This is a genomic window from Sulfurimonas sediminis, assembly GCF_014905115.1.
Taxonomy (GTDB): Bacteria; Campylobacterota; Campylobacteria; order Campylobacterales; family Sulfurimonadaceae; genus Sulfurimonas; species Sulfurimonas sediminis.
The window spans coordinates 951,559-964,145 of record NZ_CP041235.1; the positions used below are offsets into that span (position 1 = coordinate 951,559).

At 37.3% G+C, this 12,587-nt stretch carries 12 protein-coding genes; 6 read left to right on the forward strand and 6 right to left on the reverse strand.

Going from position 1 to position 12,587, the window contains the following annotated elements:
- Positions 1-96: 96 nt before the first annotated feature.
- From FJR45_RS05135 to FJR45_RS05160, 6 genes are read left to right on the forward strand one after another with little or no spacing between them, the layout of a single operon-like run.
- The gene (locus tag FJR45_RS05135) at positions 97-1,332 is read left to right on the forward strand and encodes a hydrogenase small subunit (RefSeq protein ID WP_193151647.1); all 1,236 of its coding nucleotides are present in this window, start codon (positions 97-99) and stop codon (positions 1,330-1,332) included.
- Entirely contained in the window at positions 1,332-3,113 is a 1,782-nt protein-coding gene (locus FJR45_RS05140) for a nickel-dependent hydrogenase large subunit (RefSeq protein ID WP_193151648.1), read from the forward strand. Before FJR45_RS05135 ends, FJR45_RS05140 begins: the two co-directional genes overlap by 1 nt.
- An 11-nt stretch (positions 3,114-3,124) precedes the next feature.
- Complete coding sequence (locus tag FJR45_RS05145; protein WP_193151649.1) at positions 3,125-3,859, forward strand: cytochrome b/b6 domain-containing protein; 735 nt, start codon at positions 3,125-3,127, stop codon at positions 3,857-3,859.
- Positions 3,860-3,900: 41 nt separating this feature from the next.
- A complete protein-coding gene (locus tag FJR45_RS05150; RefSeq protein ID WP_193151650.1) occupies positions 3,901-5,826 on the forward strand; it encodes a Kae1-like domain-containing protein in 1,926 nt (641 codons plus the stop codon).
- Positions 5,827-5,833: 7 nt separating this feature from the next.
- Positions 5,834-8,092 (forward strand): carbamoyltransferase HypF, encoded by a 2,259-nt coding sequence (hypF, locus tag FJR45_RS05155; RefSeq protein WP_226966484.1) that lies wholly within the window; start codon positions 5,834-5,836, stop codon positions 8,090-8,092.
- A complete protein-coding gene (locus tag FJR45_RS05160; protein ID WP_193151652.1) occupies positions 8,085-8,642 on the forward strand; it encodes a hydrogenase maturation protease in 558 nt (185 codons plus the stop codon). Before hypF ends, FJR45_RS05160 begins: the two co-directional genes overlap by 8 nt.
- 150 nt (positions 8,643-8,792) lie before the next feature.
- Here FJR45_RS05160 and FJR45_RS05165 read toward each other — a convergent pair whose 3' ends face one another.
- Genes FJR45_RS05165 through cbiM form a run of 6 tightly spaced genes read right to left on the reverse strand, consistent with a single transcriptional unit; the run spans position 8,793 to position 12,248 of the window.
- A complete protein-coding gene (locus FJR45_RS05165) occupies positions 8,793-9,329 on the reverse strand; it encodes a hydrogenase maturation protease (RefSeq protein WP_193151653.1) in 537 nt (178 codons plus the stop codon).
- The gene (locus FJR45_RS05170) at positions 9,326-10,009 is read right to left on the reverse strand and encodes a transposase (protein WP_193151654.1); all 684 of its coding nucleotides are present in this window, start codon (positions 10,007-10,009) and stop codon (positions 9,326-9,328) included. Before FJR45_RS05170 ends, FJR45_RS05165 begins: the two co-directional genes overlap by 4 nt.
- Before the next feature lie 18 nt (positions 10,010-10,027).
- Positions 10,028-10,783 carry an energy-coupling factor ABC transporter ATP-binding protein gene (locus FJR45_RS05175; protein ID WP_193151655.1) on the reverse strand — a complete coding sequence of 252 codons (756 nt, stop codon included), beginning with the start codon at positions 10,781-10,783 and terminating at the stop codon, positions 10,028-10,030.
- On the reverse strand, positions 10,780-11,316 hold the full coding sequence (locus FJR45_RS05180; protein ID WP_193151656.1) for a hypothetical protein: 537 nt from the start codon (positions 11,314-11,316) through the stop codon (positions 10,780-10,782). The genes FJR45_RS05175 and FJR45_RS05180 overlap by 4 nt, the downstream gene beginning before the upstream one ends.
- Positions 11,303-11,611 carry a PDGLE domain-containing protein gene (locus FJR45_RS05185; RefSeq protein ID WP_193151657.1) on the reverse strand — a complete coding sequence of 103 codons (309 nt, stop codon included), beginning with the start codon at positions 11,609-11,611 and terminating at the stop codon, positions 11,303-11,305. The genes FJR45_RS05180 and FJR45_RS05185 overlap by 14 nt, the downstream gene beginning before the upstream one ends.
- Entirely contained in the window at positions 11,601-12,248 is a 648-nt protein-coding gene (gene cbiM, locus FJR45_RS05190) for a cobalt transporter CbiM (protein WP_193151658.1), read from the reverse strand. Before cbiM ends, FJR45_RS05185 begins: the two co-directional genes overlap by 11 nt.
- Positions 12,249-12,587: the final 339 nt, after the last annotated feature.

The window sequence follows — 12,587 nt, forward strand, 5'->3', positions numbered from 1 at the left end:
AAACAAATTTAGTTTAATTTAAAAATTCTTATATTTGTTTAAGTTATTCTTTTGTAATATGTGAATGATTATTCATAAATAGAGAAGGAGTCAGCTATGGCGGATAGAATTGAAGGTGTAAAAAAACTCTTTACATCAAAAAGTGCACGCGTTGAGACAAATAAAGGGGATGCTTATTATGAAAAGCTGTTTGAAAAGTGTCAGGCCCGTATTGAAGAGTTAAAAACGCAACAACCGATAAATAACAGACTGGACATTACTGATGTTTTGGAGATGCAGGGAATCGAGAGAAGGGATTTTTTAAAGTGGGCAAGTGCAGTAACCGGTATGCTTATGCTTCCGGCTTCTTTTACTCCGCTTGTAGCTGACGCTGCGCTGCTTATGAACAGAGCGCCTGTTATCTGGCTGGAACTCTCAGACTGCGCAGGAAATTCAGAGGCACTACTACGTTCAGATGGACCACAAATTGATGAAATTGTACTTGATATTATCTCTTTGGAGTTTCACGAAACACTTCAGGCTGCTTCAGGACATCAGGCTGAAAAACAGCTTGAAGATGCGATGGAGACTTTTAAAGACAAATACCTTCTGTTTGTAGAGGGAGCGGTACCTCTTGGTATGAACGGACAGTTTGGAACTATAGGTGCAAGCGGTGAGACTATGCATGACCACCTGTTGCGTGTAGCAAAACATGCAGCTGCTGTTGTTGCAGTTGGAAGCTGTGCGACTTTTGGAGGAGTTCCTGCGGCTGCTCCAAATCCGACAGGTGCAGTTGGTGTGATGGATGTTATACAGGGCAAACCTCTTATCAATATTCCTGCCTGTCCTGCCAATCCTGCAAATATGGTAGGAGTTATTTTGCACTACATCTTAACCGGACAGGTTCCGGAACTGGATTCACTGCTTCGTCCGAAGTTTGCTTTTGGATATAGAATTCATGACAACTGTGAGCGTCGTGCACACTTTGATGCAGGTGAATATGTGGAAGAGTGGGGTGACGAGGGTGCAAAAAACAACTTTTGTCTCTATAAAGTCGGCTGTAAAGGTCCAATGACATTCAACAACTGTTCTATAGTAAGATATAACGAGGGTGTAAACTGGCCTGTTGGTGTAGGTCGTGGATGTATCGGTTGTTCAGAACCGGATTTCTGGGATAAATATGCATACGAGAGACCAATGGCAGATGCGAAAATAAAAGCACCTACCGGCGGTGTGGAAAAAACTGTTGATGAGTTTGGTTTGGGACTCTTGACCGCAGCGGGTATCGGTATAGGTATTCATGCAGTGGCCAGTGCAGTAGCAGGGAAGAAAGAAGATGGAGGAGAAGCATAATGGCAAAGAAACATATAGTAGTTGACCCTATAACAAGAATCGAGGGTCATTTAAGAATAGAGGCAATTATAGATGAGAACAATACAATTGTAGATGCGTATGCTTCCTCAACACTCTTTAGAGGGATTGAGACAATTTTAAAAGGGCGTGATCCACGCGATGCGGGATTGTTGGCCATGCGTATTTGTGGTGTTTGTACGGGAACGCATTATCAGAGAAGTATTGAAGCTGTAGAAGATGCTTTTGATATTACCATTCCTAAAAATGCGCGTTTGGTGCGTAACCTTATTCAAGGGGCGCTTTATATGCATGACCATTTGGTGCACTTTTACCACCTGCATGCACTTGATTTTGTGGATGTTGTTTCAGCACTCTCGGCAGATCCGAAAAAAGCGGCAAAAGAAGCAGAAAAATGGGCAGGTGTAGCAGGTACAGCACCTTTTATCGCTGGTGGGACATCCTTTAAAGAGATTCAAGATCGTGTTGCTAAATTTGTAAAGCAGGGTCGTCTTGGAATCTTTGGAAATGGTTACTGGGGTAATAAGCACTATAAGCTTACACCTGAACAAAATCTTATTGGTGTTGCACACTACTTAAAAGCTCTTGATATTCAAAGAGATATGGCAAAAATGCAGGCTATTTTTGGCGGGAAAAATCCGCATCCGCAGTCTATTGTTGTCGGTGGGGTGACCTGTGTGCAGGATATTCAAAACCCTGCAAGAATTGCTTTGTTTAAACAGCTTTTACAAGATACCACAAAGTTTGTCAAGCAGGCCTACCTTCCGGATGTTTATATGGCCGGAACAATGTATGCCGATGAGGCAACGGACTCAAAAGCGACATTTACTGAACTTATGCAGGGCAAAGGTGTCGGTGGAACCGGCGGAGGTCTGCTAAACTATATGACCTATGGGGATTTCAGACTTGATGATACCGGTTTTTACAAAGCAAAAACACTTTTTCCTAGTGGGATTGTCTATGGCGGCGATTTGTCAAAAGTTGAAGATGTTGATCCGCAAAAAATTGCAGAAGATGTCACACATTCATGGTATGCAGGTACAGGAAAACCCGAACATCCGTATGATGGTACAACCATTCCTGAATATACCGGACTTGATAAAAAAGAGGATGGCATAGCCTACCTTAAAACTAATGAAAAATACTCCTGGATCAAGTCACCGATTTACAATGATACCCGTGTTGAAGTCGGACCTTTGGCGCGTATGGTTGTCGGTGTTGCCAAAAAAGATGAGCGTATTACAAAATACGTAACAAACTTCCTCAAACGCGGTAATTTACCGACGGCGGTACTTTTCAGTACAGTCGGACGTACAGCCGCCCGTGCAATTGAGACTGAACTGATGGCTGATGTCATGGTTGAGTGGGTAGATGAGTTGGCTGCAAATGCAGCAAGCGGAGATTTGCGAACATGGACAGAATTTGATTTTGACAAGGTCAGTGTGAAGACAAAAGGGATGGGACTTGCCGAAGCACCTCGTGGAGCACTCGGTCACTGGGTAAGAGTAGAAAACGGAAAAATTTCCAATTATCAGGCAGTAGTGCCTTCAACATGGAATGCTGCACCACGAGATTACAAAGGCCGTTTGGGAGCATACGAAGCAGCACTTATCGGTACAAAAGTAGCAGACCCAGAGCAGCCTCTTGAAATTATTCGTACCATTCATAGTTTTGATCCTTGTATCGCGTGTGCAGTGCATGTTGTTGATACAAAGGGTAAGGAACTCGGTGTCTATAAAATAGATACCGGTTGCAGTATCTAAGGAGAACAATTATGAAACCTAAATACAAACAAGTCAAAAGGATGACGGCTTTTATGCGACTCAACCACTGGGTTGTCGCATTCAGCATGGTAGGTGCGGTGATAACCGGACTCTATATAGGGCATCCTTATTATCAGACACTGATTGCTGAACCTGCTGTTATGAAGTATGTGATGGCATGGAACCGATGGGTGCATTTTATGATTGCAATCATATTTGATGTCAGCAGTATTGTCATCGCGTATCTTTATTTCTTTTCAAGATTTGAAAAGCCATATAAAAAGATAATTCCGACGGCAGGAAACATCAAGGAATTTTTTGAGGTAATCATAAACCTTGTTATGTTGAACCGCCGTAAAAAGTTTGACTCTACCCATAGTGACAGTTTCAATACTGTTTTCTTTTTGCTGTTTCACTTAATGCTTGCATGGATGCTTTTGACCGGACTGCAACTCTATGTACACGGGCTTGAATCCGGGTTGAGTTCTATCGGATCATGGTGGCCCTGGATGTTGCATTTGGTGACAGACTGGACCCTGCCGGTTTCATCATGGATGATTGGTTCAACGGCAACGGGAACAAATATTATGGATGTGCGTATTGTGCATCATATGACTATGTGGTTTATCCTTTCCTGGGTGGCATTTCATATCTATTATCAGGTATGGCGTACCATATTTTGGAAAGAGGGAGACATCGGTATTGTTGTCAGCGGTACCAAATTTGTTAAAGAGAAAGAAGCATAGCGCTTCTTTCTGACACAGAAAAATCATTTAAAAGGCATTCAATGGCATTCATCTTGGAATTACACACAACATCTTCTCAAAACTATCTTTATAATACAATCGTATCTATTGTAAAAACTTATGATATTGTTGCAGACATATCGCAAAGAGAGGGAAAAATCATTTGTGCTTTTGCATCAGAACATGGAAATTTACAAGCGTGTCTTGATACAATTGCACAAAAACTGCCGGCTTCTATCTTCTTAAAATCTTCTAAAAGTTATAAAAATGAGGAAGAAGTCTCTTCAAGCATAGAATTAAAGAATGAATATCCTTTAAATTTAGGACTATGTCCCTCCTGTCAAAAAGAGATGTTTGATGTAAGTTCACGCAGGTATTACTACCCATTTACCTCATGTAGCTGTTGCGGGGGTAATTACAGTTTTCTAAATACCTATCCCTATGAGCGAAAAAACACTTCTATGAAATTTGTTGTTCCCTGTGAATCGTGTAAAGTAGAGATGCAAAGTGCCGGTTTTAGAGAATCACATCATATTAACAGCTGCCAGGAGTGTGGTGTACCGGTACGTCTTGTAAACAAATCGAGTGAACGCTATGCCAATGATGCAGGAAGTTTTCGTACGATGTTTGAGGTGGCGGCAAAAGCACTCAAAGATGAGAAAAAACTGCTTATAAAAACGACAATGGGGTACCGTCTTTTTTATACAACGGCCACAATGCACAATGATTCTATACTTATGATGATAAATGCGACAAAAATAACAGACCACCTCTCCTTGATTACAGAGGAGTTTAATGCTCTACTTGGTATTGAGCGGCCGCTCTTACATGTAACGCTTAAAAATGAAGCGCTTAAAGAAAAGCTTGGACGCAATACCGCCTATGTAAAGTATCCTGATGACGGGTTTTGTATTTTGCTGGGAGCGGAATTGCAAAAACTCGGAGTAGATTTCATTGCCTATGAAGATGCGGATGCTGCCTGTGAGGCTGATATACTAATGGATTATGATCTGGAAATAACACCGCAAAACGACATGCGAATTTTCTTAAATAAAGATGTTTCTTTTATTGCTCAGGGAGAGAGAGTCTCTTTTCCCTCACATAATTTGAAAAAACGAAATGTTTTGTCTATTGCTGACGAATATATCGGGTTTGCCAAAGAAGATCAGATGTTTTTTGAGAAGATGGAACATTTCGACTCTTTACATGTAGAGAGAGTAAATGTTATAGAGGGTACAGAAGAAGTGTATCATTCAAATCAGCATATTTTTATGCCTGAAGAGGCTTCCTTTATGTCTGTAATTGCAGAACACGAGGTTTTTGGACAAAAATGTGTCGGAGCCTATTTTGATGAAGAGCCTTCTTTTTTATATTATGACGGCAAAAATGTTCTTAGAGTTGTGCCTCCAAAAGCATTTGATGGTAAAAACATCATAGAAGATATAAAAAACCTCAGAGAAGGGTCTGACAGACTTGTCGTAAATTTAGAAAAAAACATGCCCCTTATTTATGAAAAACTGCTTCATTTGCAAGAAAAAAAAGATGTAAAGCTTTTTGAGGCAGTGGCAATTTTACTTGGCATTGAAGATGAATCGATGCGGGGCGTTGTCAATGAAGCGATGAAGTTTGTGGGAAAAGGTGGCATCCAAATTGATACGCATGTAAGTGATAACCGTTTTGACCATGCAGCTTTTCTCTCTAGTATCATCTCTTACCAGTTGGCTGATGTAAGTACCTCAATTCTTGCGTATTCGATTTTTGAGAGTTTTGGGGACTACTTTAATGATATTTTACAAGAACTCAAAGCCAAGACAAAAGCCAAACACATTATACTCTGTGGAACACACTTTTCAAACCAGTCACTCTTTTCAAGAATGCAAAGAAACCTGAAAATGTCTCCCCCTCTTATGAACAAGAATTATTCAATTGGCAAGGAGAATGCTGTTGTCGGCGGAGTCTATTTGTAGAAAAAAAATGAAAGTCAGCGGTGTCGTTCAAGGTGTCGGTTTTAGACCCTTTATCTATACCCTGGCGAAAAAATACAAGCTATCTGGGTTTGTATTCAATGACGGCAGTGGTGTAGTGATTGAAGTAGAGGGAGAGAATGAAAATATCATCAACTTTATACAAAATATAGAAACTTCCCCACCGCCACTTAGCAGGATTGATGCTTGTAGCAGTGAAGCTATAGAACTAAAATTTGATGATGAGTTTGTTATTGTTAACTCTCAATACAATACTCCCCTTACTATGCTGAGTCCTGATATTGCAATGTGTGATGAGTGTAAACGCGAAATGTTTGACTCAAAAAACCGCCGTTACATGTATCCGTTTATAAACTGTATCAACTGTGGACCGAGATATACGATTGTTGAGCATCTTCCTTATGATAGAAAAAACACATCAATGAAAAGCTTTGAAATGTGTGATGAATGTAGGAAAGAGTATGAAGATCCGACAAATCGGCGTTATCATGCCCAGCCAATTTCATGCTATGCATGTGGACCAAAGATAGAACTTGTCTCTTTGATGGATGAATGTAGCGCAAAAGATGCGGAGGCAATAGAAAAAATTTGTGATTGCATAAGAGAAGGAAAAACAGTTGCCGTAAAAGGCTTGGGTGGATTTCATCTTATATGTGATGCAACGAATGAAAAAGCTGTTATGTTGTTAAGAATTAACAAACACAGGCCAACTAAACCACTGGCTGTAATGTTTGAGACTATACAAGATATACAAAAGGTTTGTACTGTTTCAAAAAGAGAAAAAGAACTGCTTCTTTCAAAAGAGAGACCCATTGTTTTAGCAAAAAAGAAAAAGAATCAAAATCTTCTTTGTAAATATATTGCGCCAAATATCAATACAATAGGAGTTTTTCTACCTTATACTCCACTTCACGAGCTTATTTTAAAAAAGCTCAAAAGCCCCATTGTGGCTACGAGTGCAAATTTGAGTGATGAGCCGATTATCAAAGATCAAAGAGAGCTTTTTCAAAAGTTACCTCTTGTTGTAGGTGTTTCACTCAATCATAACCGAGATATAGTCAACGGATGCGATGACAGTGTGATGATGCATGTAGCAAATCAAAATATGACACTGCGTTTGGCTAGAGGCTTTGCTCCACTTAGTTTTACCACAAAGATAAAAAAGAGTAAAAATATTTTGGCCCTGGGTGCACAACAAAAAAGTACTGTTACTTTAGCGTTTAACGGAAATATAGTGATGTCACCATATATTGGAGATCTAAATACAGTTGATTCTATGGAGTATTTTGAAAGAACTATAGAGACTTTTCAAAGGTTTTATAATTTTAAAGCCGATGTAGTTGTATGTGACAAACATCCAAAGTATGAAACAACTAAATGGGCAAAAAAGTACATACAAAAAAATCCTCAATGTGAATTGATACAGGTACAACATCATTATGCTCATGCCCTCAGTACAATGGCAGAGTATAATCTTGATGAAGAGGTTTTGGCTTTTTGTTTTGATGGTACCGGTTATGGTGACGATGGAGTATTGTGGGGTGGTGAAGTGATTTTAGCGACAAACTACAACTACAGACGAGTATACCATTTAGAAGAGTTTTTATTGATAGGGGGTGAAAAAGCGATTAAAGAGCCTAGAAGAGTTGCTCTTTCGCTTTTGTTTGAGATTTTTTCTCTTGAAGAGATATACAGCATGCAAAATGACTTTGTTGCATCATTTGAAAAACAGGAGATACAAACACTCTATCTGATGCGAAAAAGAGCAATAAATTCTGTCAAAACCACTTCAGTAGGCAGGCTTTTTGATGCGCTCTATGCTTTGAGTGGTTTTTTAGAACCCTTACAATATGAAGGAGAGAGTGGTATGGTTTTGGAGAGTCTCTCCTGTGAATTTCAGACAAAAAAGAAGTATAAATTTGAGTTAAAAAATGACTATATCAGTTGTAAAAATCTTATAAAAAGTGTTTTAAATGAAGAAAAAAAAGAGCTTATCGCTGGAAAATTTATAAATGCCTTGGCAGACATAATATTACAGATTAGTTTACAGTTTCCAAACAAAAGAGTAGTCTTAAGCGGAGGTGTATTTCAAAATGCTGACTTGCTAAAGAGAGTTATTGCAATGTTTGAGAAAAACAGTATTGCATATACTATAGCATCAAAAGTACCGGTCAATGACAGTGGCATATCACTAGGACAGGCGTTTTACGCTCTCCATCAAAACAGTAGCAAGGATGATTATGAATAAAAAAATAGCACTTATCGGCAGTGGTAATGCCTTTTTCAAAGATGAAGGCATAGGACTTTATGCGGGGAAATTTTTAAAAGAAAACTTTGATTTTGAACCCGAAATTGAGATAGTAGACGGAGGTACATTGGGTTTTAAACTTATGCCTCTTTTACAGGAGTTTGATGAAGTTATTATAGTTAACACTGCATCTGATGATACAAAAAAAACGGGAGAGATCAGTGTAAAAACAACTGATGAGTTTTTAGACGGAGATCTTGTGAAAAAAACTGCCAATGAAGTTGAAATTGCTGAAATGCTGCAAATTTGCTCTATGAGTGAAAAAATGGCAGAGACAACGGTCATCAGCATCGTTCCGGAGGATATTATATCGGTAGAAGTGGCATTGAGCGAGGCTCTTGCGTCGCATTGGCAAAACTATATAAATGTTATTTTGCAGACCTTGAAAAATATGGGAATTATTGCCAAAGAAAAAGAAAAAAGATGCTCTTTAGAAAATATTTTGCATATATTTGCCAATCCGAGTATAGAATTTAATCGTGGTTTTTAACAGGAATATAAGATAGAATATATTAATATATGAATGTTCATTCATTTTTGAGATTTTGGATGCAACTACGACTTTTTCATGATAATGCAGATATGAGATATATCCACAACTCCTGTAATTCCTCAAAGTTCAAAGCAAATTACATCTGCATTATCGATTTAGTGGGTTTTTGAAATTTTCAATAATAGCTTCCAATGAGACAACTTGTTCATGTTTGCTTACTTGAATTCCCTCTTTTTGCAAGATAGTAATGACAGTATCAATATATGTAGCAAAAGTCTTCTGCATAGTCATACTTAACCCTATACATACATCAATTTTTTGTGGCACTATACCGATGATACTCGATTTAGGAATCTCTTTTCCCATAAGTTCTAAAATATCAAAACACTGCAATACACCTATTTCATGTGCTCCACCAGAATTTAGACCATATCCTGTAAGTTCATTTGACGGTATATGATAGATACTGCCGGGTTTGTCATCTATCTCAATGGCATCAAGAATGATGATATGTTTATACTCCATAAAAAGATTTAAGAGATTTATGCCTTCAATACCGCCATTGACAATATCTGTCTGCGGAGAAAATGTGTAGTTTTTTTCCAGGTATTGTGAAGCATAGACAGCTACACCATCATCAAATTCTAAAATGTTTCCTACGCTCAGTAGTGCTAATTGTTTCATGTCTGCTCTTTAAAATAGTTTTGTATGAGAAGTTTTAAAGCTTCTTCTTTTGAATAATTGAATTTAAACTCAAACTCTTTAAGGTAGTAGGCAAAATATTCGTTGGAAATCCCTTTGTATAAGGTAATATTTGCCTCAAAATACTCCCAGAATTTCACGATGGTATTGTAATATTTGGAGACTTTGATAATCCTGCTCTGACGCTTGAATTTGTTCAGCTCTTCTATATATACCTCTTCAATCTGATCTTGTAAAAACTGTGCTTTGTATTTGTGCAAAGAGGGCATTAAAATGGTGTAAATGTAGCCTTCATAATCAAAAGTCAAAAAATTATAGGCATCAAAAAGTGCATTTTTTTGGCTTTTTTTTGATTTTTCTATATAGAAATACTCATCATACTCAACGCTTTTTTCTCTGATTTTTTCATAATGTTCTTCTGAAACAGCGGCACATAACAGACGAAAATTATGATAATAGTTTTTTGTTGAAATGTAGGAAATATGGTAAAGTTTAGAGGCTTCAAGGGCACTGATATTGCGAATAAAACACTCCATCAAAAAGAGTATTTTATTGACTCTCGCACGAGAATATTTTTTCTTGCAAGAGGAACATTTTAGGTTGTTTGTTGCTGTTTTGTAAACATAGTGTTTGCAATACAAACATTCTTGCTGCCAGATCATATGTAAACCTCCTCCCCTTTAAAAATGTAAATGATAGTGAGAATGTGTAAAATCTTTTTTATGCCTGTGTTTGTGTTTGTGGATAAGATTTGCTTTTTGTAAAGTTTGTAAATCTTTAAAAAGTTTTTCAATATCTCCGTCATATACCATTGTATGTTTTTCATCAAGCACAATAGCTCTGTTGCTCACTTCATAGGCTATACTCAAATCATGTGTTGCGACTATGACTGTTGTCTCTATTTCAAGCATTAAGTCTACAAACCAGCCGGTAGTTCTTGGATCCATCGCAGCTGTAGGCTCATCCAAAAGCAAAATTTCCGGTTCATAAATTAAAATGGAAGCAAGAACAACTTTTTGTTTTTCACCACCGCTGAGTTCAAGCGGGTTTTTATCTAAAAGATGTGCAATGCCGAACTTTTCACTTATTGCCAGTACTTTTTTGTCAATGTTCTCTTCATCAAATTCACGCAAAGAAAAGGCTATTTCATCTTTTACGGTGGGATTGAAAATCATGCTTTCGGGATTTTGAAAAAGGATGCCTACTTTTTTTCGGAAGTTTTTGTCAATATTTTTTTTGCTAACCTTTTTTGTATGAAAAAGATACTCTCCTTTTTTTGGAAAATAGAGGGCGGCTAAAATTCTTAAAAGAGTTGATTTTCCGCTTCCATTACTGCCTAAAAGTACGACTTTTTCACCTTTGTTGATTGTGAGTGAAATGTCATGTAAGACTTTTTTTTCTTCATACGAAAACTCTATATTTTGCAGTGTTATCAAAAAAATCCCCTTGCCTTCATCGCTAATGTTCTCTCTTTTGAATCTTTTAATGCTTTAGAGAAGAAAAATTCAAAGACTCTGAGAATGAACTTTTTTTCTCTTGAGTGGAGTTTTTTTATGACTCTTGCTTTGTATGCAAGTGTAAAATCTTCATAGGTTTTTTTATAAGAGATGATTTGAGAGAGTGTAATCATCAGTAAAAAACTTAAATCTTTGGAAAAAGCAAAAAATTCCACCATATTAATTTTGTGAAAAAAATAAAATACAAAATATGTTATCGTAAAAACTTTAAGATTGATGTAAAAGATATAATGATAAGGGTCAATACCCTTGAGAGACGCAACAATAAAATACCCAAGAGAGACACTTAGATTAAAAAAGAGAAGCGACTTCACTGCTCTTTTAGTGATATAGAGTACTTGCTTATAAGAAAGAAGAAGTAAAACAGCTAAAAACAAAGCTGTAAAAACCATCTTTTTTAATGAAAGAATCAGTAAAAGAGAGGCAATAAAAAAGAGTCTATGCAGAACCATGATTATCCTGTTTTTTGGCTGTGATTTTTGTAAAAATATAAAAAATCCCATAGACCAGAACCAAACCGAGCAGGGCAGAGAGATAGTAACTGACTACTTCATTCATTCCGTTTATGGAGTAATCAGGTAGAGGTGAGGAGAGGGTATGTGCATTTTTAATCCCAGTTGGTATAAAACCCAGAATTTTTTCATAATAATCCTCTTCCCATTCTCCCCATGCCGGATTTTCACTCAAAAGCCCAAGAGGGACCGCTACAATTAAAAGAGACAAGAGAAGATAAAGTTTATTTTTCATAAGAGAGCTCCCTGTTTTTTCCTTTAAGATAGTTATAAATCAGTTGTGTAAATATTCCTTCAACCATTCCGAAAAAGAGCATATGAGAACCAACCAGTGCCACCATTGTTGTTTTTAAATCAAAAGGAAAGTAAAGCGGCTGTCCGTTATGTGTCCAAAACAATGGCTGTATGCCAAGGGCAACTGCCACAACAAAGGATGAACTGACAATACCCACCCAGCCTGCCAAAAATGGTGCAAATTTTTTGTTCTTAAATATCTTAAAAACAAAATAGGCACCAAATGAGCCTGTCAGTGCCATAGAAAGAGCATTGAGTGCATATGCTGAAATGCCTCCGTCGCCAAAGACTACAGCCTGTATAAGCAGTACCAAACTCACAGAAATGAAACCTACCCAGGGTCCAAATAGTATAGCAATAAGTGCAGCACCAACTGCATGCCCGCTGGTTCCTCCCGGAACAGGAATGTTAAACATCATAATAATAAAACTCATTGCGCTTAAAGCTCCTATAAGAGGAAGTGTTTCTTCATTCAGTTTTTCTTTGAGCTTTTTGAGTCCATAAATCCAAAGGGGCAGAGCAACAGCATAAGTCGCAATGACAGTTGTCGGAGATATATAGCCATCTGGTATGTGCATTATTTTTCCTCATAAAATATTATCTCTAATTGTATAGATTTTAAATGATTTGCAGATAAAAAAGAGGAGTTCTTATGTAGTTTTGGAACCAAAAATGAATATTTATTTAGAAATATCCCAAAACTATATAAGAAATAAGTAAATTTACCTTTTTTATACCGTTTTTATTGTTGGGTGCTGAATGGTTACTAAAAAATTTAATCTTTATCTCGTGACAAATAAGCATCTTTCACCTGTTAAAATTGAAGCAATCTGAAAGAGAAATTACCTTTAGAAAGTAAATTGTGTTTCTAAAAGTTTCATTTACTAAATAAATTATTACATCAGCAAAGTTAATTA

Coding starts and splice junctions, on each gene's coding strand:
- FJR45_RS05135 (WP_193151647.1), top strand. CDS start 97: ATGGCGGATAGAATTGAAGGTGTAAAAAAACTCTTTACATCAAAAAGT.
- FJR45_RS05140 (WP_193151648.1), top strand. CDS start 1,332: ATGGCAAAGAAACATATAGTAGTTGACCCTATAACAAGAATCGAGGGT.
- FJR45_RS05145 (WP_193151649.1), top strand. CDS start 3,125: ATGAAACCTAAATACAAACAAGTCAAAAGGATGACGGCTTTTATGCGA.
- FJR45_RS05150 (WP_193151650.1), top strand. CDS start 3,901: ATGGCATTCATCTTGGAATTACACACAACATCTTCTCAAAACTATCTT.
- hypF (WP_226966484.1), top strand. CDS start 5,834: ATGAAAGTCAGCGGTGTCGTTCAAGGTGTCGGTTTTAGACCCTTTATC.
- FJR45_RS05160 (WP_193151652.1), top strand. CDS start 8,085: ATGAATAAAAAAATAGCACTTATCGGCAGTGGTAATGCCTTTTTCAAA.
- FJR45_RS05165 (WP_193151653.1), bottom strand. CDS start 9,329: ATGAAACAATTAGCACTACTGAGCGTAGGAAACATTTTAGAATTTGAT.
- FJR45_RS05170 (WP_193151654.1), bottom strand. CDS start 10,009: ATGATCTGGCAGCAAGAATGTTTGTATTGCAAACACTATGTTTACAAA.
- FJR45_RS05180 (WP_193151656.1), bottom strand. CDS start 11,316: ATGGTTCTGCATAGACTCTTTTTTATTGCCTCTCTTTTACTGATTCTT.
- FJR45_RS05185 (WP_193151657.1), bottom strand. CDS start 11,611: ATGAAAAATAAACTTTATCTTCTCTTGTCTCTTTTAATTGTAGCGGTC.
- cbiM (WP_193151658.1), bottom strand. CDS start 12,248: ATGCACATACCAGATGGCTATATATCTCCGACAACTGTCATTGCGACT.